Source organism: Klebsiella sp. ME-303, from assembly GCF_007910085.1.
Lineage (GTDB): Bacteria > Pseudomonadota > Gammaproteobacteria > Enterobacterales > Enterobacteriaceae > Klebsiella > Klebsiella michiganensis.
Window position 1 is genome coordinate 138,266 of record NZ_VOJB01000072.1, and the last position, 21,987, is coordinate 160,252.

The following is a 21,987-nucleotide window of genomic DNA, read 5'->3' on the forward strand; positions in this document are numbered from 1 at the left end:
GGGCCTGATAATTTCGGGCCCGGGCAGCCGCTTGCCAAACGGCAAAGCAAATTCTATGGCTATGCCTCTCTGATTCTGGCCGCCAGCGCCGCCAGCTTTTCATCATCCGCCCGCTCATGATCGTGGGAGGAGAGATAGCCTTCATATTGCGCAAAAAACTTAGACTGACGCGACTCGATAGGCCGCCATTGGGTCATATCCCCGGTGCCGTGCATCGGGCTGAGTTTGCTGTGGACATGATCAACGCCATAGCCTTCAAAAAACATCCCCGTACGGCCCACGTCATCAAAGGCTTTATCCAAAAGCTTCGCCACCTTCTGCGTCGCCAGCACCAGATCGGCCAATGCCTGCGGCGGCATATCAAACGCATAGCTGGGGTAGTGCTTCTTCGGGATCACGACCGTAAAACCGTCGGTATTAGGGAAAATAGAGAGAAAGGCGAGGTGGTGTTCATCTTCCCACACCTTATGGCAGGGGGCTTTCCCCTCAACAATTTGGCAGAAAATACAGCTCATCAGCACGCATCCATTTGATTGCAATAAACTCTGAATGTACGTGGTTTTAGCCAGATAGCAAAGCGATGCTCCGCCGGAAGCCGACGGAGCGGGAAAGGTTAACCGCCGAACTGATCCGGGTCTGGCCCCAGGCGTTTGTTCTGGTCCAGTTTAGTGATTTCACTCAATTCATCTTTATCAAGACGGAAGTCCCAGACGTTAAAATTCTCGGCAATGCGCGATGGCGTCACCGATTTCGGGATCACCACCAGGCCGCTGTCGAGATGCCAGCGGATAACGATCTGCGCCGGGGTTTTACCGTATTTATCCGCCAGTTGACGAATAATTTTCTGATCGAATACCCCTTCGCCGCCCTGCGCAAGCGGGCTCCAGGACTCGGTCTGGATCTTATGCGTCGCATTCCAGGCGTGAAGCTGGCGCTGCTGCATCAGCGGGTGAAGTTCAATCTGGTTTATCACCGGAGCGACGCCGGTTTCATCGATGATTTTTTGCAGATGATGAACCTGGAAATTACAGACGCCGATGCTTTTTACCAGCCCCTGCCGCTGCAGCTCAATTAAGCTTTTCCAGGCGTCGACGTAATGGTTAGTTGCCGGAACCGGCCAGTGAATGAGGTATAAGTCGACGTAGTCGAGCTTCAGTTTTTTAAGGCTTTCCTGCAGCGCTTCTTTGGGCTGCTTTTGATCGTCATTCCACAGTTTCGTGGTGACGAACAGCTCATCGCGGGCGACGCCTGCGCTGCTTAACGCATTGCCGACGCCGGTTTCATTCTGGTACACGGCGGCGGTGTCAAACGAGCGATAACCGACTTCCAGCGCCTTATGAATGGCGGAGACGACTTCCTCGTTGCCTGCTTTCCACACGCCGAGCCCCAGCTGCGGCATCAGGTTGCCGTCGTGTAGTTTTATAACGGTTGGATGTGTCATGCCTTCCTCCTGTTAATGAACTCAGCGGAATAAATTCCGCCGAGGGGTAGCATTAAGTCTGGACGAAATAGCTAAAAACGGTAGTTAAACTCCTCTCCTTTGCGCGAGTTTACGCGTCGGAGAGGGCGTTGATTAGCGCGCAGCCTCGTAAATACGGCGGCTGACGTCCAGCGTAATATCCTGATTTTCACCGAGCTGGGTCATGCCGTGCTCTTCCAGTTTCGCCAGCAGCGCCGGGATGGAGCTGCCATCCAGACCGTAGGCGGAAAGGCGCGTCGGGACGCCCATCTGTTCGAAGAAATCACGCGTTGCGGCGATGGCGGCGTCAATGCGCTCTTCCTCGGAACCTTCGGTGATGTTCCAGACGCGGGCGCCGTACTGCAGCAGCTTGGCGCGTTTAGCATCGCGTTTTTCATTCCACAGGGCCGGCAGAACGATAGCCAGCGTCTGGGCGTGATCGAGACCGTGCATGGCGGTCAGCTCGTGGCCGAGCATATGGGTCGCCCAGTCCTGCGGCACGCCTGCGCCAATCAGGCCGTTCAGCGCCTGGGTGGCCGCCCACATAATATTGGCGCGAACGTCGTAGTTTTCCGGCTCTTTCAGCGCTTTCGGGCCGTCTTCCACCAGGGTCAGCAGAATACCTTCGGCAAAGCGGTCCTGGATTTTGCCGTCGACCGGATAGGTGACGTACTGCTCAACGGTATGGACGAATGCGTCAACGACGCCGTTAGCCACCTGGCGCGGCGGCAGGGTGTAGGTGTAAACCGGATCCAGAATAGCGAACACCGGCTGGACGTGGGTGGACATAAACGCGCGTTTGTCGCCGGTGGTTTTACGCGAGATCACCGCGCCTTTATTGGATTCGGAACCGGTCGCCGGCAGCGTCAGCACGGAGCCCATCGGGATAGCGCTGGCCACTTTGCTGCCGTAGGTTTCGAGAATTTCCCACGGATCGATACTGGCATCGTAGTGGGCCGCCGCGGCGATGAATTTGGTGCCGTCGAGAACGGAGCCGCCGCCCACCGCCAACAGGAAAGTGATCTTTTCATCACGCGCGATTTTCACCGCGTTCATCAGCGTTTCGTAGGACGGGTTTGGCTCGATGCCGCCAAATTCCCGAACGTCAATGTCGTTCAGCGCGCTCAGAACCTGATCAAGCACGCCGGTTTTCTTCACGCTACCGCCGCCGTAGGTGACAAGCACGCGTGCATCCGCCGGGATTTGATCGCGCAGATTTTCAATCGCGCCTTTACCGAACAGAATGCGGGTTGGGGTATGTAGGTCGAAATTATTCATGGCTGGTGCCCTCAAATAGATAAAACCGCCAACAGAGACAATACCTCTGCCAGATGACGGACATTGTGTTCCCGCGGGCCGTTCCCCTCAATGCACATTCCTGCCGTTGTCTTGCCCATTTCTCCTTGGGGCTGGAGAAATTCGCCGGAAGTGCGCACAATGCGAAGGTATAAAAACGTTCGGAGAAGCACGATAAATGAACCGCGCTGAGATATGCCAGCTATTAACGCATAAGGTTAATCAGCTGAAAGATAAAGAAGAAATGCTTAATGCTCTGCTGCCGGATATTCGCCTGCTGTACGGTACCCAGCCGGGGACGCGCACGCCGGTTATGTATCAGCCGGGGATCGTTTTTCTCTTTTCCGGGCATAAAATTGGCTACATTAACGAGCGCACCTTTCGCTATGACACCAATGAGTATCTGCTGCTGACGGTACCGCTGCCGTTTGAATGCGAAACCTTCGCCACTCCGGAAGTCCCGCTGGCGGGGATTCGGCTGAACGTCGATATTCTTCAGTTGCAAGAACTGCTGATGGATATCGGGGAAGATGAGCAGTTTCAGCCGTCCATGGCGTCGAGCGGAATCAACTCTGCGGTACTGTCCGAAGAGATATTGTGCGCGGCGGAGCGCCTGCTGGATGTCATGGAGCGCCCGCTGGACGCGCGCATTCTTGGCAAACAGATTATCCGCGAAATTCTCTATCACGTGCTGACCGGGCCGTGCGGGGGTGCGCTGCTGGCGCTGGTCAGTCGTCAGACCCACTTCAGCCTGATTAGCCGCGTATTGAAGCGTATTGAAAGCCAGTACACAGAGAACCTCAGCGTCGATCAGCTGGCGGCAGAAGCGAATATGAGCGTCTCGGCGTTCCACCATAACTTTAAATCAGTCACCAGCACCTCCCCGCTGCAGTACCTGAAAACCTATCGCCTGCATAAAGCGCGCATGCTGATGATCCACGATGGTATGAAGGCCAGCGCGGCGGCGATGCGGGTGGGGTATGAAAGCGCGTCGCAGTTCAGCCGCGAGTTTAAGCGTTATTTCGGCATGACGCCGGGGGAGGATGCGGCGCGTATCAGAACGATTCAGGGGATGTGACGAACGATGTAAGGGCGGCGAATCCGCGCCGCCCCGGTAAACGATCAGGCGTTACAGTATTTCTTTTTAATCACCACGATAACCGTACCGAGCAGCCCGGCGATCAGCAGCGCGATAGGTAGAATCATCAGGCAGGTCATAACCTGATCTTCATGGCGCTTAACGAAGGGAATCATGCTCAGCGCATAGCCCAGACCGGTGACTACGCCAACCCACAGCAGCGCGCTCAGCCAGTTGAAGAACTGGAAGCGGCGGTTTGGCAGCCCGGAAATGCCCGCCATGGTGGGCAGCAGGGTGCGAACAAACGCCAGGAAACGCCCGGCCAGCAGCGCCAGCAGGCCGTGTTTGTCAAACATGCAGGTTGCCCGCTGATGGTACTTATGCGGCAGATGCCCAAGCCAGCGCTTAACCGTAACGGTGTTACCCAGCCAGCGCCCCTGGATATAGCTCAGCCAGCAGCCGAGGCTGGCAGCGGCGGTTAAAATGGCGACCGTAGGTACAAAGTCCATTACGCCTTTGGCGATGAGCGCCCCGGCGAGCAGCAGCAGGCTATCGCCCGGTAAAAATGAGGCGGGCAGCAGACCGTTTTCCAGAAACAGGGTTGCGAACATGACCAGATATACAACGCCCACAACGTGGGGGTTTGCCAACGCGGCAAAATCATGCTGCCACAGCGCGGCGACAATTTCTTGAATGACAACCATGGACTTTCCTAAGTGGTACCGTGTTTTTTGTCTAGTGTACTCCTGAAGAGGCTCGGGCACCTTGATCCCGGGCGCAACTAAAGCGGCCGTTTTTCTAAAAAACGTCCGCTATTGTTGCCACTGACTGTCACTTTACACGATACGCGCGAAGCCCGCCGCTAAATCATCCAGCAGATCGGTAACATTTTCTAACCCGATATGAAGGCGGATCAGCGTGCCGCTGAAATCAACTTCAGCATCAGGACGGATTGCGGCAATGTGTTCCGGCTGGTTGGCTAAAATCAGCGATTCAAAGCCGCCCCAGGAGTAGGCCATGCTGAACAAGCTGAAGTGGTCCAGATAAGCGGACAGTTCGGCGTCGGTCAGGCGTTTATTGAGCACGAAAGAGAACAGACCGCTGCTGCCGGTGAAGTCGCGCTTCCAGTACTCATGGCCTTTGCTGCCGGGCAGGGCGGGATGATTCACGCGCGCCACCTGCGGATGCTGCGCCAGCCATTCGGCAATCTGCAGGCTGCTTTCATGGTGCTGACGCAGGCGTACCGCTAAGGTGCGCAGGCCGCGGCTGGTCATATAGGCGGTATCGGCATCCACCATTTGCCCCATCAGATAGGCGTTTTCGCGCAGCTGCGCCCAGCAGCGCTCATTGGACACGGCGGTACCCACCATCGCGTCGGAATGGCCGATCAGATATTTGGTGCCGGCCTGAATGGAGATATCGATACCAAACTCCAGCGCTTTAAACAGCACGCCCGCCGCCCAGGTGTTGTCGATCATAATGATGGCTTCGGGAGCGACGCGACGTACCGCCGCGACGATCGCCGGAACATCATGGACTTCCATGGTGATGGAGCCGGGGGATTCGAGGAACACCACGCGGGTGTTCGGCTGCACCAGACGGGCGATATCGCCGCCGATGAGCGGGTCGAACCAGCCGGTGGTAACGCCGAGTTTGGCGAGAATTTTCGTACAGAAATCCTGGGTAGGCTCATAGGCGGTGTTGGTCACCAGAATATGGTCGCCCTGCTCGACGAACGCCAGAATGGTATTCGCGACCGCCGCCGCGCCGCAGGGGAAGAGGGCGCAGCCGGCGCCGCCTTCCAGCTCGCACATCGCTTCCTGCAGGGAGAAATGGGTTAGCGTCCCGCGACGCCCGTAGAACAGCTCGCCTTTGGCGCGGTTGCGCGTCGCGTGCTTTTTCGCTTCGACGGTGTCGAAAACCAGCGATGAGGCGCGCTGAATGACGCTGTTTACCGAGCCCAGGGTGTATTTTTTGCTGCGCCCGGCGTGAACCAGCGCAGTATCAAGATGTTTATCAGCCATGTTCAGATAACCTGTTTTTATACGTCTGGACGTCTAAACTAACATGAATACCCGTTGATGTACCGGGTCGCGGCGGATACAGGTAAAAATTTTATCAACGGCGCGGTCAGCAACTTTTTTACTGCGTAAGCGCAAGGAAAATAAACGTGATTTGCTGCACAGTGTAAATACTAATGAGAACCACTATCAATTCGATGTCGTTTTGATATTATTGTGCGCAGATTTTGTGATTTACGTCCTGGAGATACAGTGTGGGTAATAATTTGATGCAGGCGGATCTCTCCGTTTGGGGTATGTATCATCATGCCGATATTGTCGTTAAGGTAGTGATGATCGGCCTGATTCTGGCGTCGGTAGTCACATGGGCTATCTTTTTCGGCAAAGGCGCAGAGATCCTGGCCAGCAAGCGTCGCCTCAAGCGCGAACAGCTGCTGGTTGCTGAAGCACGCTCTCTCGACCAGGCCAGCGATATCGCTAACGGTTTCGATGCGAAAAGCCTGACCTCGCGGTTGATTAACGAAGCGCAGAACGAGCTGGAGCTTTCCGCAGGTTCTGAAGATAACGAAGGCATTAAAGAACGTACCGGTTTCCGACTGGAGCGTCGCGTGGCGGCGGTGGGTCGTTACATGGGGCGCGGCAACGGTTATCTGGCGACCATCGGCGCGATTTCTCCGTTCGTTGGTCTGTTTGGTACCGTCTGGGGCATCATGAACAGCTTTATCGGGATTGCCCAGACCCAGACTACTAACCTGGCGGTGGTTGCACCGGGTATCGCGGAAGCGCTGCTGGCCACGGCAATTGGCCTGTTCGCTGCGATTCCGGCGGTGGTCATCTACAACATTTTTGCCCGCATGATCGCCAGCTACAAAGCGTCCCTTGGCGATGTCGCCGCCCAGGTTCTGCTGCTGCAAAGCCGCGACCTGGACCTGAGCGCCAGCGGCGTTAAGCCGGTACGTACCGCCCAGAAACTACGCGTAGGTTAATGCTTTATGGCAATGCATTTTAACGAAAACCTCGATGATAACGGCGAAATGCACGACATCAACGTGACGCCGTTTATCGACGTCATGCTGGTGCTGTTAATCATCTTTATGGTGGCGGCGCCGCTGGCTACCGTCGACGTGAAGGTGAATCTGCCTGCTTCCTCCAGCCAGCCGCAGCCGCGTCCGGAAAAGCCGATCTATCTGTCGGTGAAGGCGGATAAAACCATGTTCCTCGGCAATGACCCCATTACCGACGAGAGCATGATCGCCTCGCTGGATGCGCTGACCGAAGGCAAGAAAGACACCACCGTCTTCTTCCGCGCGGATAAAACCGTGGACTACGAGACGATGATGAAGGTCATGGATACCCTGCACCAGGCGGGCTATCTGAAGATTGGCCTGGTGGGCGAAGAAACCGTCAAAGCGAAGTAACCTCTCTCCACCCATCTTCTCAGGCTGGCCTTGCGCCAGCCTTTTTTATCGCCTCGAATCGCTCTCTTGTTGGACGCCTGTTGCTATAACGTTGCCCTGTTGCGGTATAATGGCGGCCGTTTATGTTAACTGACAGGATCTTATGGAACGCTTTCTGGAAAATGCTATGTACGCCTCGCGCTGGCTGCTGGCGCCGGTTTATTTTGGCCTTTCGCTCGGTTTGATTGCGCTGACGATCAAATTTTTTCAGGAGATCTTCCACATACTGCCGCATATTTTCAGCGTCAGTGAGTCGGATATGATTCTGACCCTGCTGTCGCTGGTGGATATGACCCTGGTGGGCGGTCTGCTGGTGATGGTGATGTTCTCCGGCTATGAAAATTTTGTTTCCCAGCTGGATATCAACGAGGGCAAGGAGAAGCTCAGCTGGCTGGGCAAAATGGACGCCACTTCGCTGAAAAATAAGGTTGCCGCCTCCATCGTGGCGATCTCTTCCATTCATCTGCTGCGGGTGTTTATGGATGCGAAAAACGTCCCGGACAATAAGCTGATGTGGTACGTCATCATCCACCTGACCTTTGTGCTGTCGGCCTTTGTGATGGGCTACCTCGATCGTCTGACCAAAGTGAAACACTGATCCCTCCTCTCCCGGCGGTGTTGGCCGCTGGGCTTTTTACTCCCCGTTTCTGCTTTTCTCCGCTGGCGTATGTCCGGGCTTCTGCTTTGCTTAAAGGGCGCTTAATAACGGAGGCAGGGTGATGACGCGACTAACGGCCAAAGATTTTCCGCAGCAGCTGCTCGAATACTATGACTACTATGCCCACGGCAAAATCAGCAAACGCGAGTTTCTCCAGCTGGCGGGGAAGTATACCGTCGGCGGGATGACCGCGCTGGCGCTGTTTAACCTGCTGAAGCCCGACTATGCTCTGGCGGAGCAGGTGGCGTTTACCGACCCGGATATCCGTCCGGAGTATATTCATTACCCTTCTCCTGACGGCCACGGCGAAGTGCGGGCTTATCAGGTGACGCCGGTGAAAATAGCCGACAAAGCGCCCGCCGTGGTGGTGGTTCATGAGAATCGCGGCCTGAATCCCTATATTGAAGCCGTTGCCCGGCGGGTGGCGAAAGCGGGCTATATCGCGCTTGCGCCGGATGGCCTGAGCTCCGTCGGCGGCTATCCCGGTAATGATGATGAAGGCCGCGCGCTACAGCAGAAAGTCGATCCCGTGAAGCTGATGAATGATTTCTTTGCGGCGGTCGCGTTTATGGCGAAGCATCCGCAGGCGACGGGGAAGGTCGGTATCACCGGGTTCTGCTACGGCGGCGGCGTCAGCAACGCGGCGGCGGTGGCGATCCCTGAGCTGGCCTGCGCGGTGCCGTTTTACGGCCGCCAGCCGCCGCTGAATGAGGTCGATAAAATTAAAGCGCCGCTGCTGCTGCATTATGCCGGACTCGATAGCGGCATTAATGAAGGCTGGCCCGCCTATGAAAACGCGCTGAAGGCGCATAATAAAGTCTACGAGGCCTATATTTATCAGGGCGTTAACCACGGCTTTCATAATGACTCCACGCCGCGCTACGACCGGGCCGCGGCTGACCTGGCCTGGCAACGCACGCTGGCGTGGTTTGAGAAGTATATGCGCTAGCGCAAACGCCATAAATAGCGCTACCGCTCGCTCAAAAAATCGCTATATAATTTTATATATAACGATTGGGAGGGCGCGATGGAAAATCATTTTGGAAAAGGCTTAATGGCGGGGCTACAGGCATCCCATGCTGACACCGCCGCCCATGCGGCGAATTTTTGCGCCGACTATAAACGCGGTTTTGTGCTCGGCTACTCGCACCGTATGTTTGAAAAAACCGGCGACCGCCAGCTCAGCGCCTGGGAAGCGGGGATCCTTACCCGTCGCTATGGTCTGGAAAGAGATATGGTGATGGACTTCTTCAAAGAGGGCTGTTCCTCGACCGCGCAGCGCTACTTTATGGCGGGCTATCGGCTGGAAAGCTAAAAACCGGAGGCGGAAGCCTCCGGCGGGCATGGGCGCTACGCCTGGCGTTTATCTTCGGTTTGCGTGTCGAAGTCGCTGGCGTCATGGCGCTCGTGAAGCTGCTCGTTGAGCGGGCCTGAGGTGCGGTTAACCATCCGCCCGCGCTGAACGGCGGGGCGCTTACCCACATCCTGCGCCCAGCGCAGCACGTTTTTATAGCTACCGGCATCCAGGAACTCGGCGGCGTTGTAAACATTCCCCAGCACCACGTTGCCGTACCACGGCCAGATGGCCATGTCGGCGATGGTGTACTCCTCTCCTGCCACAAAACGGCCGCGGGCAAGCTGCTTGTCCAGCACGTCCAGCTGGCGCTTGGCTTCCATCGTAAAGCGGTCGATCGCGTATTCGATTTTCACCGGCGCATAGCTGAAGAAGTGGCCAAAGCCGCCGCCGAGGAACGGGGCCGAGCCCTGCAGCCAGAACAGCCAGTTGAGGGTTTCGGCGCGGCCTGCCGGATCTTTGGGCAGGAAGAAGCCGAACTTTTCCGCCAGATAGAGCAGGATGCTGCCGGATTCAAAAACGCGGGTCGGCGGAGTGGTGGAGTGGTCGCGGAGCGCGGGGATTTTTGAGTTCGGATTAACCTCGACAAAGCCGCTGGAGAACTGATCGCCTTCGCCGATGCGAATCAGCCAGGCGTCGTACTCCGCGCCGCTGACGCCTAACGCCAGCAGCTCTTCCAGCATAATGGTCACTTTCTGGCCGTTGGGCGTCCCCAGCGAATAGAGCTGAAGCGGATGCGCGCCCACCGGCAGCTCCCGATCGTGCGTTGCGCCGGAGACGGGACGGTTGATATTGGCGAATGCGCCGCCGTTGTTTTGCTTCCATTCCCACACTTTAGGTGGCTGGTAGTTATTCTCTGACATGCTGATCTGCCTTTTTAGTGAGGTGTTGATGTCGTGTCGCTGGCGCTACCGCGCCGGCGCGGGAGAGTCGTACTAAGCCAGAATCCGCGCGGCCCATACGCTGACGTCGTCGCCGCTGCCGAGATCCGCCTGCACCAGGCCGTTAACCATAAAGGTCGGCGACACGTGGATGCCGTTCTGGCGCGCGTACTTGCTATGCCATTTGATCTCGTTTTGCAGCTCCGGGCGGGCAAACGCCGCGGCCAGCGAGACGTGGCTATAGCGTTCGATACGCTCGATAATCTGCTGCGGCGTGGCGTTCATGTTCGGCCCGCTGCAGTGGTCGGTAAACTCAAACTCTTCACGGTGGTCGGCGACGGCTTTAAGCACCTTATGCGCCTGCTCGCGGCCGTGCGGCAGGGTGGACGCGGCGAGAACGCAGCGGACGATGACGCCGGAAAACAGATGCCACGGTTGAGACTGCAGACGAATTTTGATCGTCACGTTATCCGCGCCAACTTCATCCAGCAGGTCATCAAGCTTATTAAATGCCCGCACGGAGAAAGGACAGGTGGGTTCGAGGAACACCTCAAAGGTGCGGGGGCCATGCCCCCAGACCAGCGGTTGGGCGGTCAGATGCGATGGTGTGCTCATTGTCGACTCCTGATTGTTTTTTTATCTCAAATAACGATATCACTTTTGCCCGGGGGCGCAGGCTTATTTTCCTTAAGGGCACGATTAGCGAATCGAATGAGTGGTATCATCATTCCACCTCTGTCTGGTAAGTGCCTGCGGCAGGATAAGAAGAGGGAGTTTTGTTTCGCCAACTGCCCGGGCTGCATTAATTTGAGGTCAGGCTAAATGAGCAAAGGTTCCACAAGCAGTGACGCCCCGTTTGGTACACTATTAGGCTACGCACCGGGCGGCGTGGCGATTTATTCTTCTAATTACAGTAGCTTAAATCCGCAAGATTATCCGGATGACGCCACGTTCCGCAGCTATATCGGTAATGAGTATATGGGGCACAAATGGCAGTGCGTGGAGTTCGCGCGCCGCTTTCTGTTCCTCACCTACGGTTTTGTTTTCACCGACGTCGGCATGGCCTACGAAATCTTCTCCCTGCGTTTTCTCCGCGAGGTGGTCAACGACAATATTCTGCCGCTGCAGGCGTTCGCCAACGGCTCCCGCCGTCCGCCTCTCGCCGGCTCACTGCTGATCTGGCAGAAAGGCGGCGAGTTTAAGCACACGGGCCACGTGGCGGTGATTACGCAACTGATAGGGAATAAGGTCAGGATCGCCGAACAGAACGTCATTCACTCGCCGCTGCCGCAGGGCCAGCAGTGGACCCGCGAGCTGACGCTGGAAGTGAAAAACGGCCTCTACACGATTAAAGACACCTTTGCCGATACCGAAATCCTCGGCTGGATGATCCAAACCGCCGATATCGAGCACAGCCTGCCGCAGCCGGTGCTGCCGGGTGAGGCGATGGCCATCAAAGGCGCGCGTCTGCCGAATAAAGGCCAATACCGCGGCAACTGGCTCAACGAGAAAGATTCACTGCAAAAAGCCTACGTGGAAGCCAACGGCCACGTCATCAATAAAGACCCTTACCAGTATTTCACCATCACCGAAAGCGCCGAGCAGGAGCTTATCAAAGCCACCAATGAGCTGCATCTGATGTACCTGCACGCTACCGACAAGGTGATGAAGGATGACAGCCTGCTGGCGCTGTTCGATATTCCGAAAATTCTCTGGCCGCGTCTGCGCCTCTCGTGGCAGCGCCGTCGCCATCATATGATTACCGGCCGCATGGATTTCTGTATGGATGAGCGCGGGCTCAAGGTGTATGAGTACAACGCCGATTCCGCGTCCTGCCATACCGAAGGCGGGCTGATCCTCGAGCAGTGGCTGAAGCAGGGCTACTACGGCACCGGTCACAACCCGGCGGAAAATCTGCTGGATGAGCTGGCCGGAGCGTGGAAGCACAGCCGGGCGCGTCCTTTCGTGCACATCATGCAGGATAAGGATCTGGAGGAGAACTACCACGCGCAGTTTATCCAGCGTTCGCTGACCCAGGCCGGCTTCGAGAGCAAAATTCTGTTTGGCCTGGATGAGCTGCGCTGGGATGCCGCCGGGCAGCTGATTGATGCCGACGGTCGTCTGGTCAACTGCGTCTGGAAAACCTGGGCATGGGAGACCGCCATTGAGCAGGTGCGGGAAGTCAGCGCCGATGAGTACGCGGCGGTGCCGATACGTACCGGACACCCGAATAATGAAGTGCGCCTGATAGACGTTCTGCTGCGCCCGGAAGTATTAGTCTTCGAGCCGCTGTGGACGGTCATCCCCGGCAACAAGGCGATTTTGCCGGTGCTGTGGTCGCTGTTCCCCAATCATCGCTATCTTCTGGATACGGATTTTGTGGTCAACGAGCAGCTGGCGGAAAGCGGCTATGCGGTTAAGCCTATCTCGGGCCGCTGCGGCAACAATATCGACCTGATAGGCCCGCAGGACGAAGTGCTGGATAAAACCAGCGGCCAGTTTTTCGACCGCAAAAATATCTACCAGCAGCTGTGGTGCCTGCCAAAAGTGGATGGCAAATACATCCAGGTTTGCACCTTCACCGTCGGCGGTAACTACGGCGGGACCTGCCTGCGCGGAGATGATTCTCTGGTGGTTAAAAAAGAGAGCGATATTGAGCCGTTAATCGTGCTAAAAGACACAGATAGCCGTTAAGTTTGGCCCCGGATTGCGGCGGTGAGCGCCTTATCCGGGCTGCGGTTCTCGTCACCTGCGGCATTTGTAGCCCGGGCAAGGCGCATCGCGCCGCCCCCGGGGGAAGGCCGCAGGATGCTGAAGAATAACCCGGAGGCGATGCTGCGCATCTGTCCGGGCTACCGAACATACGAACCCGTAGCCCCAGTGAGCATAGTGCGACCGGGGGAATGAACGGTAAAAATAGATAAAACATCACAACAACAAGACAGAAAAGGAAAATAGTATGCACGATCGGCGACTCGCCGCCCGCGCGGGTGAACTTAAGCCCTCCGCCGTCCGCGAACTCCTCAAGCACAGTAAGCTGCCCGGCGTTATCTCTCTGGGCGGCGGTATTCCGGCCCCGGAGCTTTTTGATACCGAAGGCCTGAACCTGGCGGTGCAGCAGGTGATGAACGGGCGCTTTAACGATGCGTTCCAGTACGGTTTGACCGAAGGTTATCCGCCGCTGCGTCAGGCCGTTAGCGAACTGTGTCAGGCGCGCGGCGTGGCCTGTTCGGCAAGTCATGTCTATATCACTTCCGGTTCGCAGCAGTCGCTGGATATCGTCGCCCGCACCCTGCTCGATCCGGGTGATGCGATTGTCGTTGAGCGTCCGACCTATCTGGCGGCGCTGCAGGTCTTCCAGCTGGCGCAGGCCAATATTCTCAGCGTGGATACCGACGATGACGGCATGCTGGTGGAACAGCTGGCCGATCTGCTGGAAACCACGCGTGTGAAAGCCGTTTATCTGGTGCCGACGTTTGGCAACCCCGGCGGGAAAACCCTGAGCGAAGCGCGCCGCCGCCGCCTGGTTGAGCTGGCGAAAAAGCACGACTTCGTCATTATCGAAGACGATCCGTACGGTGAAATCAGCTTCACTGATGAAGTTCGGCGTCCGCTGTATCAGTATGCGGTTGAGCTGGGCTGTGAAGATCAGGTGGTTTATACCTCCACCTTCTCCAAAATCCTCGCGCCGGGGATGCGTATTGGCTGGATCGTGATGCCGGACTGGCTGGCGCAGCAGACGGTGATCGTTAAACAGGCGGCGGATCTGCACACTAATATGCTCTCGCAGGTCATCACCGCGGAATACCTGAGCATGAACCGCCTGGAAAGCCAGATTGCCCTGATCCGCGAAGATTACCGCAAGAAGTGCGTGGCGCTGGCCGACGCGCTGGAATCGCAGCTTGGCGAGCATCTGGCGTTCAGCCGTCCTAAAGGCGGTATGTTCCTGTGGGCTCGCTTCCGTTATCCGTTCGATACCATGGAATGGATGAAGAAAACGCTGGAAAATGGCGTGGTCTACGTACCAGGAGAAGCGTTCTATAACGATAACCCGGATACCCGCACGCTGCGCCTGTCCTACTCGACGGTGTCGACAGAGGGTCTGATGACCGCCGTCGAGCGCCTGGCGAAGTCGCTGTAATCGCCCTGCTCCGCGCCGTCGGCGGCGCGGGGCTCCCTTCTCGTTTTCTTCTTTAAGCCCCTGTTTTTATGCGAATGCATGACCTGCCCGGCGGGTGAAAATCATCAGTGCGTAATGTGAAAACGGGATTGGCGGGGTTTTTGAATCGCCCGCAGCCGATGGCTACGGGCGAGAGAAACACAGAGGCGGGCGGTTTTGCGGCTTATCGCCGGCCCCGGTCGTTAATCCTGGTCGGTAATGCGATCGTCAAGCCAGATCAGCATCAACGTGGAAAGAAAAGCAACAGCGACGGTACCAATAGCTAACAGCATAAGAAGAGCCTCAGGGGTTTTTATTATTTTTCTGCTTTGACCGATGAGCGATTATTTCTGTCTGTGATGGTGACTTTTGTTCCTGACTGGGATGTTGCGAGGGTGAAAAAATCGTCAGCATCAATATCGAAATTGAGAACGATTTCTTTGTACTTCCCACAATTCATTAACTCTTTTGCTTCTTTCATACTACTGGCTGTAATAGTAGGCATCAGTTTCATCTCGTTTAAAAACTGAGAAGCAAAATAAGAGCTTGTCGATACCAGATCAACTACTTTTTATGGTAAGGACAATCATGCATCAGATTGATGATTGCCGCTGCCAGTAGCGGATTGAAACATAATTTCTGTTTTACCTTTCCTGCCAGCGTTTCGTTTTGCCCATGGCGGCGAAAAATGCGCCGATCCTCGGCGGTGTATGTTTAACCGCTTTGCAATTTCGTGGCTAAGAGCAAGCCGCCCGCGGCGGCCTGCTATGGATGTTTAAAAAGCGTAGCCCACGCTAAGGCTGCCGCTGTAGCCGTGGCTGTCGCCGCCGCTGGCGACGTCAGCCTGGCCGCCAAGGTTCAGGCTCAGCGCACCGCGCGTGATGCTCAAACTGGCGCCAGCGTTGACCATGTCACGGCTATCGAAGGCCGCGTTCTGTACGACCTCATAGTGATAAACCTGTCCCTGAGTGCGTACCGAAGGGCCGCTGAAACTGTGTTCATAGCCGATATTTATCGCCGGCGTGAAGCGCCAGCCGCCACCGTTTTGCGAATGAAATGCGATACTCACATTGGCAATACCGCTGGCGTTATTTTCACTGACGCGGTCGACGTTGAGCGCCAGCTCGCTGCCGTTTTCGCGGAAAGCGTCCATCCGCAGGTGGGTCAGGCGGGTCCCGACGGCGTACTCAACGCTGGCAAAATCGAGCGGACTGACGTAGCCGAGGCGCAGCGTGCCGCCAACCAGCTGGCCATGGGTATCGCCGGTGGCCGTACCCAGCCCGCCATTCAGCCGGCGCGTACTGCTATAATCGATCCAGCCTGCGTTAAGATCGGCGGCGGCAAAGAGGCCATGATTTAAATCCTCAAAAGCATAGCGACCGCCAAACCCCAGCAGAGTGGTGTTGGCATCCGCATCGGCGCTGGCGCTGCCCAGCGAGCCCCAGCTATATCCCAGAGTGCCGTAGCCGCTAAGCTGCGCGTTAAACCGCCAGGTATAGCCCAGCAGCGAGCCGGTGGTATGCTCATTACTGCTGGCGGCGCGGGCGGAACCATCGGTGCCAAGATAGCCGCTAAGCCCGGTCAGCCACAGTTTTCCTTCCCCATCCCGCAGCTGACGGCTATCAATATTCGGCGTTAACGCCCTGTCTAATCGCGATCCGCTGCGCAGCAGGTAGCTGGCGGCGTCCGCGTAAATCTGCCCGCCGACCTGAGTCTCCACGCCGCCGAGGGTTCCGGCATCAATGGCCGATTGCAGATAATAGTTATAGTCGGTGTAGCGGCCCGATAGCTCGCTGTTTTGCAGAGCGTTAAGCAGCGCAGCGCCCTGCGCCGCATTCCCCCGCAGTTCGCTTTGTCCCGGCAGCTGGCCGTACTGCACCATTTTGCCGCGCAGGACGTAGAGCGTCTCCTGCGACAGCCCCAGGCCCTGCTTCAGATAGTTATCCACCGATCCGTACTCGCGGCTGATTTCATCCAGCCCGGCCTGAAGATAGCTGGCATCGACGCCCAGCAGCGGCTCGTAAATTGCCGCCATGGCGGGGGGCATCATCGCCAGGGTCGCTTCGACGCGCTGGCGGGTATAGTCGTTGGTGGCGAGGTAGTTTTCCATAATGGTCCCCTCATCGACGCCGGCAATGCTCAGCAGCATCGCGGCGGTCCAGCCGGTGCGGTCCTTGCCCGCGGTACAATGGAACAGCGCTGCGCCGTCGGCGCTGGCCAGATCGTTAAATAGCGTGGTGAACCGGGTGCGCATCCCGGCATCGCTGACGAAGGAGACGTTGGTCTGCTGCATCATCGCTTTGGCTTCAGCGGCGCTACTGAACGTTATTGAGGTGATGTTGCTGCCCGAAGCGGTGTTGCCGATGATATCAATATGGGTATACCTCGCCCCGTCGGGCATCACGTCCGGGCTGCTGGCGATTTCGCTGGCCGTGCGCAAATCATAAACATCGCTGATACCGAGCGTGCTCAGCGTTGCCTGGTCCGCGGAGGATAATGCCAGAGCATTAGAACGATAAAAAACGCCGGTGCGCAGGGTGCCGTCGTGGCTGGTGGTATAAACAGACGTCGTGCCAGCGATATCGCGGAAATTATCCATCGTAGCGAGTACGGGCGTATTTATCGGCGCAGCGTAGAGCACGCCGGAAACGCCGACGGCGACCAGAGAGAGCGAAACGGGAATATAGCGAATCAAAATAAGCCTCGATAATTATTGGTTATAATTTACTGTTTATTAAGGCTTGGAAATATAGGAGGGGATTGTGACGGAATTATTTCCAGAACGATTTTTTTAAATAAATAGGGTGATAATAACGTCAGGATATCGGTTAAATATAACTTTTTCGCGCGCTAAATACTGTTATTCATTCGCCATGTTTATGTTTAACATTCCGCTCGTCGCAGCAGAATGTTATTTTCTATTATTGTCAGCGAGTCATTTTGCGCAGTAATATGCCTTAATCCGGGCGCTGCTTTTCGCTCATCAGCTGGCGACAGCGCTGCTGGTCCTGGCTGATACTTTTCTGCTCTTCCGGCGTCAACTGCTGCCAGGTGTCCAGCATCCGTTGGCCCAGAGCGGGCACGTAGTGGGTCTTATGCAGCGCATAATCCGAATTACCGCCTTCAATCATATTTTCCATATCGCGGAGAAACGCACGGCTGTCCTGATGGTCAATAACGCAGAAGACGGAGCGGTAGTACGCGACGTCCTCTTCGGCGTAGCGGGGCATGAACCACCAGATAAGTAGAGCGATAAGCGCCAAAAGCGGGGCAATAAAAGCGAGTTTCTTCAACATGAGTCATTCAAAAAGGCAAATTGAAGGATAAGTGTAGCCGTTGATGAAACAGGATGTAAACGCCGTCGCGGGCCGGCAGCGTCATTCCGGCCCGCAGCGGCGCCGGTCAGTAGCCGACCTTATAGATCCGTCCGCTCTGAACGCCTTCTACGCTGCGGCGGTAGGCCTGAGCCACGCTGGCGGCGGGGACGCTGGTAAAACCGGGGAAGAAACCGTCGTAGGCTGCCGCCGATTCCGTTAATACGGTGGGGCTAATCAGGTTAATACGTATTCCGCGCGGCAGTTCGCAGGCGGCGGCGCGAACGAATCCTTCCAGCCCGGCGTTGACGGTGGTGGCATTGACGCCCTGAGCGATGGGCTCATGGGCGACGATCCCGCTAATCAGCGTAATAGATCCGCCGTCGTTCAGATAATGCTGGCCGGTCAGCGCCAGGCGAATCTGCCCCAGTAGTTTATCCTGTAAGCCCTGGTTGAAATCGCTGTCGGTCATGGTCGCCAGCGGGCCAAAGAAGAGATTGCCGGTGGCGGAAACAATCGCGTCTACCCGACCGGTTTTCGCAAACAGGTTCTGCACGCTCTGCTGTGAGGTGATATCGACCTGATAGTCGCCCTGAGTGCGGCCGACGCGAATGACTTCATGACGCTGGTTTAATTCTTGCGCAACCGCTCGGCCAACGGTACCGCTGGCGCCAATAATGATGATTTTCATAGCAGGTTCCTCTCTCGGGTGAGAGGCTATTCTTTAATAAAACAAATATCGGATAAACTGGCTAAAAGTTAAATAATTACTAACCAGGGGTTTGTAATATGGATAAGCTGCGGGCGATGGAGACCTTTATTGCGGTCGTGGAGTGCGGAAGCTTTACCGGTGCCGCAGCGCGGCTCGAGATGTCGGCGGTGATGGTCGGGAAATATATCGCGCTGATCGAGCGGCAGCTTAATACCCGTCTTCTTGAGCGCAATACCCGTCGCCAGAGCCTGACCGACGCCGGGCGGGTCTATTTTGACGAGGCGAAACGCGTCCTGGAGCAGGTCTCCATCGCCGAAAGTTCAGTGGAGAGACTACGGGTCGCGCCCGCGGGCACGCTGCGGATAAGCGCGCCGACGTCGTTTGGCGCCTGCGTGATTGCCCCGCTGACCGCCACGTTTCTGCAGGCCTGGCCCGACGTGCGCGTGGAGCTGGATCTGACCAACCGGATGGTCGATCTGGTGGATGAGGGCATCGATCTGGCGATCCGCATCGGCGAGATCCGCAATAACGATCTGGTGGCAAAATATCTCGCGCCCTACCGGATGACGATCTGCGCCGCGCCCGGGTATTTAGCCCGCCACGGTACGCCGACAACGCCTGCGGACCTGGCCGATCATCTCTGTTTGTCGCATACGGTGTGGACCGCGCGCAATGAGTGGAAGCTGCCGGGCGCGGAGGAGGGCGTACGCTGGAAGCGCGACGCTGTTCTGCGCTGTAATGATGGCTATGCGCTGCGAACGGCGGCGATCGCCGGCGCCGGGCTGCTGCTGCAGCCGGAAGTGCTGCTGGCGGATGCGCTCGAGTGCGGCAAACTGGTGCGCGTGCTCGAGGCGTATACCCCGCAGCCGAGGCCGATTCACCTGCTCTGGCGGCAGGATCTGCGGCCGCTGCCGAAGCTGACGCGCTTTGTTGAGCATCTTCTGCAGGGGCAGGGCCAGAACGGGCAGACTGCTTAATTCTCTGCCGGGCGGCGGGCCTGATGTGATGGGGGATCTTGTCGCCCGGCAAGGCGTTAGCCGCCGCCGGGTAATCTGCTTAGTCGCGCAGCGCGTGGCGCCAGTCGGCGATCAGATCCTGCGGATCCTCAATCCCTACCGACAGACGAATCAGCTGCGGAGTAATGCCGTTGGCTAAACGCTGCTCCAGCGGGATCGACGCGTGAGTCATGCTAAACGGCTGGCTCACCAGGCTTTCCACGCCGCCGAGGCTCTCTGCGAGGGTAAACAGCTTCAGCTTACGAATAATCCGCTCGGCGTAGCCATCGTCGCCTTTGACCACCACGGAGATCATTCCGCCGGGAAGCGCCATCTGCCTGCGCGCCAGCTGATGATGCGGATGCGAGGCCAGCCACGGGAACCAGACCCTTTCGACCTGCGGCTGCTGCTCCAGCCACTCGGCAAGCAGCAGCGCATTGCTGCTGTGACGCTCCATACGCAGCGCCAGGGTACGAATACCGCGCAGCGTCAGGAAGCTGCTGAACGGGTCGAGGACGCCGCCGACCGCGTTTTGCAGGTAGCCCAGCTTTTCCGCCAGCGCGGCGTTGTCGCCGACCACCGCCAGCCCGGCGACCACATCGGAGTGGCCGTTAAGGTATTTGGTCGCCGAATGCACCACGATATCAAAGCCCAGCTCCAGCGGACGATGGATAGCCGGCGAGGCGAAGGTGTTGTCGGTAACGCTGATAATATTGTGCCGCCGCGCAATGGCGGCGATGGCGCTGAGGTCGGCCAGCTTAAGCAGCGGGTTGGTCGGCGTTTCAACCCAGATCATGCGCGTGTCGGGTCGGATGGCCGCTTCGATGGCCGCCAGATCGTCGGGCTTCACCCAGCTCACCCGCAGGCCGGCGCTGCGGCGGCGAACGTTTTCAATCAGCCGGTATGTGCCGCCGTAGACGTCGTCGACGGCGACCAGGTGGCTGTCTTTATCCAGCAGCTCCAGCACGGTTGAGATAGCCGCAAGGCCGGAAGCAAAGGCGTAGCCGCGCGTGCCGCTTTCCAGGTCGACAATCGCCGTCTCCAGCGCGTGACGGGTCGGGTTGCCGCTGCGCGAATATTCGTACCCGGTATGCTGGCCCGGCGCGGGCTGAGCAAAGGTGGAGGTGGCATAAATAGGCGGCATCACCGCGCCGTGTTCATCGGTAAATGTGCCGCTATGTACGCTCAGGGTATGCAAATTTGTCATTGAGAAGTCCTTACTGTTCGAGTCGGTTACGCCAGGTGGTCAGCACATCGCTGCGGGTAATGAGGCCAAGAAAACGATCGTTGTCGGCGATAACGGCCACCAGGCCGCGATCGAAAATGGCCTTCAGCGCGCTTTCCGGCGCGTGCTTATCCAGGGTCTCCACGTTACGGGTCATCGCTTCCCTGACCGGCAGAGAAAAGCGCTGACTGTCGCCCTGGACGTGGCTAATTAGATCCCATTCGTCGACGATGCCGACGACGCGGCCGTTTTCCAGCACCGGCAGCTGCGAGATGTCGTAGAGGCGCATACGCGCGAGGATGGCCGCCAGGGTATCGTCCGGCGCGGCGGTGACGGTTGCCCCTTCGTCATGGCGCAGAGCGATAAAATCGCTGAGGTCGCCGCGCGATGGACGGCTTAAAAAGCCCTGCTGGCGCATCCAGTCATCGTTAAACATCTTTGATAGATATTTATTGCCGCTGTCGCAGGCGAAGGTCACCACGCGTTTAGGGGATGTCTGCGCCCGGCAGTAGCGCAGGGCGGCGGTGAGCAGCGTTCCGGTAGAGGAGCCTGCCAGAATGCCTTCAACCTGCAGCAGCTGGCGGGCGGTGGCGAAAGCTTCGCTATCGGTGACGCGGTATGCGCTGCGGACGCCTTCAAGATGGGCCAGCGGCGGAATAAAGTCTTCGCCGATCCCTTCCACCAGCCAGGAGCCGGTTTCGCCGTAGCGCCCGGTTTCGACCTGGTCCGCCAGAATGGAGCCCGCCGGATCGGCGAGGATAAATTCCGTTTCAGGGGAGTGCTCTGCAAACCAGGCCTGTAGCCCGCCGAGCGTTCCGCCGGAGCCGACGCCGACGACGATCGCGTCAATATCGCCATCCAGCTGCTGGAAGATTTCCGGGGCAGTGGTGGTGGCATGCGCCAGCGGGTTAGCCTCGTTATTAAACTGGTCGATATAAAAGGCGCCTGGCGTTTTGTCGGCAAGGCGCCGGGCGTAGTCCTGATAGTAGGCGGGATGGCCTTTGTTAACGTCCGAGCGGGTAAGCTGCACCTGCGCTCCCAGCGCGCGCAGATGGAAAATCTTCTCGCGGCTCATTTTGTCCGGCACCACCAGAATCAGGCGATAATTTTTCTGCGCGGCGATCAGCGCCAGACCGAGGCCGGTATTGCCGGCGGTGGCTTCGATAATCGTGCCGCCGGGTTTTAATTTCCCTTCGCGCTCTGCCTGCGTAATCATGGATAGCGCGACGCGGTCTTTTATCGAGCCGCCGGGATTTTGATTTTCCAGTTTTAGAAACAGGCTGCAGGGGCCGGTATCCAGCTTATGAAGCTGCAGCAGGGGAGTATGACCAATCAGGTCGCTAACGGAATGAAAAACTGACATAACATTTTGCCCATT

The 21,987-nt window shown here is 57.3% G+C and carries 23 protein-coding genes; 10 read left to right on the forward strand and 13 right to left on the reverse strand.

Annotated features, from left to right (window positions below; genetic code table 11):
- Window positions 1-59 precede the first annotated feature (59 nt).
- The 3 genes from FQK12_RS11400 to yqhD all read right to left on the reverse strand — a co-directional run bounded on the left by FQK12_RS11400 (window position 60) and on the right by yqhD (window position 2,737).
- Window positions 60-515: an HIT family protein gene (locus FQK12_RS11400; protein WP_014226866.1), complete on the reverse strand. Its 456-nt coding sequence runs from the start codon at window positions 513-515 to the stop codon at window positions 60-62.
- Between the two features lie 98 nt (window positions 516-613).
- Window positions 614-1,441, reverse strand: a complete 828-nt coding sequence (gene dkgA, locus FQK12_RS11405) for a 2,5-didehydrogluconate reductase DkgA (RefSeq protein WP_014226865.1) — start codon at window positions 1,439-1,441, stop codon at window positions 614-616.
- Between the two features lie 132 nt (window positions 1,442-1,573).
- Window positions 1,574-2,737 (reverse strand): alcohol dehydrogenase, encoded by a 1,164-nt coding sequence (gene yqhD, locus FQK12_RS11410; protein ID WP_014226864.1) that lies wholly within the window; start codon window positions 2,735-2,737, stop codon window positions 1,574-1,576.
- 196 nt (window positions 2,738-2,933) lie between these two features.
- Between yqhD and FQK12_RS11415 the strand changes: the two genes are divergently transcribed.
- Complete coding sequence (locus FQK12_RS11415) at window positions 2,934-3,833, forward strand: AraC family transcriptional regulator (RefSeq protein WP_014226863.1); 900 nt, start codon at window positions 2,934-2,936, stop codon at window positions 3,831-3,833.
- 44 nt (window positions 3,834-3,877) lie between these two features.
- Here the strand turns inward: FQK12_RS11415 and yghB are convergent, their stop codons facing one another.
- Together yghB and metC are read right to left on the reverse strand one after the other, a co-directional pair.
- Window positions 3,878-4,537, reverse strand: coding sequence for a DedA family general envelope maintenance protein YghB (gene yghB, locus FQK12_RS11420; protein WP_004125241.1), 660 nt, complete (start codon window positions 4,535-4,537; stop codon window positions 3,878-3,880).
- A gap of 132 nt (window positions 4,538-4,669) precedes the next feature.
- Entirely contained in the window at window positions 4,670-5,857 is a 1,188-nt protein-coding gene (metC, locus tag FQK12_RS11425; RefSeq protein WP_004854212.1) for a cystathionine beta-lyase, read from the reverse strand.
- A 251-nt stretch (window positions 5,858-6,108) separates the two neighbouring features.
- Here metC and exbB point away from each other — a divergent pair, with 251 nt between their 5' ends.
- From exbB to FQK12_RS11450, 5 genes are all read left to right on the forward strand, one after another.
- Window positions 6,109-6,840, forward strand: coding sequence for a tol-pal system-associated acyl-CoA thioesterase (gene exbB, locus FQK12_RS11430; RefSeq protein WP_004854209.1), 732 nt, complete (start codon window positions 6,109-6,111; stop codon window positions 6,838-6,840).
- A 6-nt stretch (window positions 6,841-6,846) separates the two neighbouring features.
- Window positions 6,847-7,272 (forward strand): TonB system transport protein ExbD, encoded by a 426-nt coding sequence (exbD, locus tag FQK12_RS11435; RefSeq protein ID WP_014226862.1) that lies wholly within the window; start codon window positions 6,847-6,849, stop codon window positions 7,270-7,272.
- A gap of 142 nt (window positions 7,273-7,414) precedes the next feature.
- Window positions 7,415-7,909, forward strand: a complete 495-nt coding sequence (locus FQK12_RS11440; RefSeq protein ID WP_004105804.1) for a TIGR00645 family protein — start codon at window positions 7,415-7,417, stop codon at window positions 7,907-7,909.
- A gap of 121 nt (window positions 7,910-8,030) precedes the next feature.
- Window positions 8,031-8,918 carry a YghX family hydrolase gene (gene yghX / locus FQK12_RS11445; protein ID WP_014226861.1) on the forward strand — a complete coding sequence of 296 codons (888 nt, stop codon included), beginning with the start codon at window positions 8,031-8,033 and terminating at the stop codon, window positions 8,916-8,918.
- A 78-nt stretch (window positions 8,919-8,996) separates the two neighbouring features.
- Complete coding sequence (locus FQK12_RS11450; protein WP_014226860.1) at window positions 8,997-9,284, forward strand: DUF2623 family protein; 288 nt, start codon at window positions 8,997-8,999, stop codon at window positions 9,282-9,284.
- Window positions 9,285-9,319: 35 nt separating this feature from the next.
- On the opposite strand, the gene yghU is transcribed toward FQK12_RS11450, so the two are convergent.
- The gene (yghU, locus tag FQK12_RS11455) at window positions 9,320-10,186 is read right to left on the reverse strand and encodes a glutathione-dependent disulfide-bond oxidoreductase (protein WP_014226859.1); all 867 of its coding nucleotides are present in this window, start codon (window positions 10,184-10,186) and stop codon (window positions 9,320-9,322) included.
- Window positions 10,187-10,258: 72 nt separating this feature from the next.
- Complete coding sequence (locus FQK12_RS11460; RefSeq protein ID WP_014226858.1) at window positions 10,259-10,819, reverse strand: DsbA family protein; 561 nt, start codon at window positions 10,817-10,819, stop codon at window positions 10,259-10,261.
- Between FQK12_RS11460 and FQK12_RS27880 the strand changes: the two genes are divergently transcribed.
- The 3 genes from FQK12_RS27880 (at window position 10,807) to FQK12_RS11470 (ending at window position 14,345) form a co-directional block, all read left to right on the forward strand.
- Entirely contained in the window at window positions 10,807-10,950 is a 144-nt protein-coding gene (locus FQK12_RS27880) for a hypothetical protein (protein ID WP_305955792.1), read from the forward strand. The genes FQK12_RS11460 and FQK12_RS27880 overlap by 13 nt on opposite strands.
- Window positions 10,951-11,026: 76 nt before the next feature.
- Window positions 11,027-12,898: a bifunctional glutathionylspermidine amidase/synthase gene (gss, locus tag FQK12_RS11465; RefSeq protein WP_014226857.1), complete on the forward strand. Its 1,872-nt coding sequence runs from the start codon at window positions 11,027-11,029 to the stop codon at window positions 12,896-12,898.
- 265 nt (window positions 12,899-13,163) lie between these two features.
- A complete protein-coding gene (locus FQK12_RS11470) occupies window positions 13,164-14,345 on the forward strand; it encodes a PLP-dependent aminotransferase family protein (protein WP_014226856.1) in 1,182 nt (393 codons plus the stop codon).
- A gap of 334 nt (window positions 14,346-14,679) precedes the next feature.
- Here the strand turns inward: FQK12_RS11470 and FQK12_RS11475 are convergent, their stop codons facing one another.
- From FQK12_RS11475 to FQK12_RS11490, 4 genes are all read right to left on the reverse strand, one after another.
- Window positions 14,680-14,868, reverse strand: a complete 189-nt coding sequence (locus FQK12_RS11475; protein ID WP_014226855.1) for a hypothetical protein — start codon at window positions 14,866-14,868, stop codon at window positions 14,680-14,682.
- Window positions 14,869-15,138: 270 nt separating this feature from the next.
- A complete protein-coding gene (locus FQK12_RS11480; protein ID WP_014226854.1) occupies window positions 15,139-17,058 on the reverse strand; it encodes a tyrosine-protein phosphatase in 1,920 nt (639 codons plus the stop codon).
- Window positions 17,059-17,320: 262 nt separating this feature from the next.
- Window positions 17,321-17,659, reverse strand: coding sequence for a hypothetical protein (locus FQK12_RS11485; protein WP_014226853.1), 339 nt, complete (start codon window positions 17,657-17,659; stop codon window positions 17,321-17,323).
- Between the two features lie 106 nt (window positions 17,660-17,765).
- Window positions 17,766-18,368: a short chain dehydrogenase gene (locus tag FQK12_RS11490; RefSeq protein WP_014226852.1), complete on the reverse strand. Its 603-nt coding sequence runs from the start codon at window positions 18,366-18,368 to the stop codon at window positions 17,766-17,768.
- Window positions 18,369-18,466: 98 nt separating this feature from the next.
- Between FQK12_RS11490 and FQK12_RS11495 the strand changes: the two genes are divergently transcribed.
- Entirely contained in the window at window positions 18,467-19,366 is a 900-nt protein-coding gene (locus tag FQK12_RS11495) for a LysR family transcriptional regulator (RefSeq protein WP_014226851.1), read from the forward strand.
- A 79-nt stretch (window positions 19,367-19,445) separates the two neighbouring features.
- Here FQK12_RS11495 and FQK12_RS11500 read toward each other — a convergent pair whose 3' ends face one another.
- Entirely contained in the window at window positions 19,446-20,591 is a 1,146-nt protein-coding gene (locus FQK12_RS11500; protein WP_014226850.1) for a trans-sulfuration enzyme family protein, read from the reverse strand.
- A 10-nt stretch (window positions 20,592-20,601) separates the two neighbouring features.
- The gene (locus FQK12_RS11505; RefSeq protein ID WP_014226849.1) at window positions 20,602-21,972 is read right to left on the reverse strand and encodes a pyridoxal-phosphate dependent enzyme; all 1,371 of its coding nucleotides are present in this window, start codon (window positions 21,970-21,972) and stop codon (window positions 20,602-20,604) included.
- Window positions 21,973-21,987: the final 15 nt, after the last annotated feature.

Excerpts from the sequence above, each read along its gene's own strand:
- gss (WP_014226857.1), top strand. The coding sequence starts at position 11,027 with ATGAGCAAAGGTTCCACAAGCAGTGACGCCCCGTTTGGTACACTATTA.
- FQK12_RS11450 (WP_014226860.1), top strand. The coding sequence starts at position 8,997 with ATGGAAAATCATTTTGGAAAAGGCTTAATGGCGGGGCTACAGGCATCC.
- FQK12_RS11505 (WP_014226849.1), bottom strand. The coding sequence starts at position 21,972 with ATGTCAGTTTTTCATTCCGTTAGCGACCTGATTGGTCATACTCCCCTG.
- FQK12_RS11500 (WP_014226850.1), bottom strand. The coding sequence starts at position 20,591 with ATGACAAATTTGCATACCCTGAGCGTACATAGCGGCACATTTACCGAT.
- yqhD (WP_014226864.1), bottom strand. The coding sequence starts at position 2,737 with ATGAATAATTTCGACCTACATACCCCAACCCGCATTCTGTTCGGTAAA.
- metC (WP_004854212.1), bottom strand. The coding sequence starts at position 5,857 with ATGGCTGATAAACATCTTGATACTGCGCTGGTTCACGCCGGGCGCAGC.
- FQK12_RS27880 (WP_305955792.1), top strand. The coding sequence starts at position 10,807 with ATGGTGTGCTCATTGTCGACTCCTGATTGTTTTTTTATCTCAAATAAC.
- FQK12_RS11470 (WP_014226856.1), top strand. The coding sequence starts at position 13,164 with ATGCACGATCGGCGACTCGCCGCCCGCGCGGGTGAACTTAAGCCCTCC.
- FQK12_RS11460 (WP_014226858.1), bottom strand. The coding sequence starts at position 10,819 with ATGAGCACACCATCGCATCTGACCGCCCAACCGCTGGTCTGGGGGCAT.
- yghB (WP_004125241.1), bottom strand. The coding sequence starts at position 4,537 with ATGGTTGTCATTCAAGAAATTGTCGCCGCGCTGTGGCAGCATGATTTT.
- FQK12_RS11490 (WP_014226852.1), bottom strand. The coding sequence starts at position 18,368 with ATGAAAATCATCATTATTGGCGCCAGCGGTACCGTTGGCCGAGCGGTT.
- FQK12_RS11485 (WP_014226853.1), bottom strand. The coding sequence starts at position 17,659 with ATGTTGAAGAAACTCGCTTTTATTGCCCCGCTTTTGGCGCTTATCGCT.
- FQK12_RS11415 (WP_014226863.1), top strand. The coding sequence starts at position 2,934 with ATGAACCGCGCTGAGATATGCCAGCTATTAACGCATAAGGTTAATCAG.
- exbD (WP_014226862.1), top strand. The coding sequence starts at position 6,847 with ATGGCAATGCATTTTAACGAAAACCTCGATGATAACGGCGAAATGCAC.
- yghX (WP_014226861.1), top strand. The coding sequence starts at position 8,031 with ATGACGCGACTAACGGCCAAAGATTTTCCGCAGCAGCTGCTCGAATAC.
- FQK12_RS11475 (WP_014226855.1), bottom strand. The coding sequence starts at position 14,868 with ATGCCTACTATTACAGCCAGTAGTATGAAAGAAGCAAAAGAGTTAATG.
- FQK12_RS11400 (WP_014226866.1), bottom strand. The coding sequence starts at position 515 with ATGAGCTGTATTTTCTGCCAAATTGTTGAGGGGAAAGCCCCCTGCCAT.
- dkgA (WP_014226865.1), bottom strand. The coding sequence starts at position 1,441 with ATGACACATCCAACCGTTATAAAACTACACGACGGCAACCTGATGCCG.
- FQK12_RS11495 (WP_014226851.1), top strand. The coding sequence starts at position 18,467 with ATGGATAAGCTGCGGGCGATGGAGACCTTTATTGCGGTCGTGGAGTGC.
- FQK12_RS11440 (WP_004105804.1), top strand. The coding sequence starts at position 7,415 with ATGGAACGCTTTCTGGAAAATGCTATGTACGCCTCGCGCTGGCTGCTG.
- yghU (WP_014226859.1), bottom strand. The coding sequence starts at position 10,186 with ATGTCAGAGAATAACTACCAGCCACCTAAAGTGTGGGAATGGAAGCAA.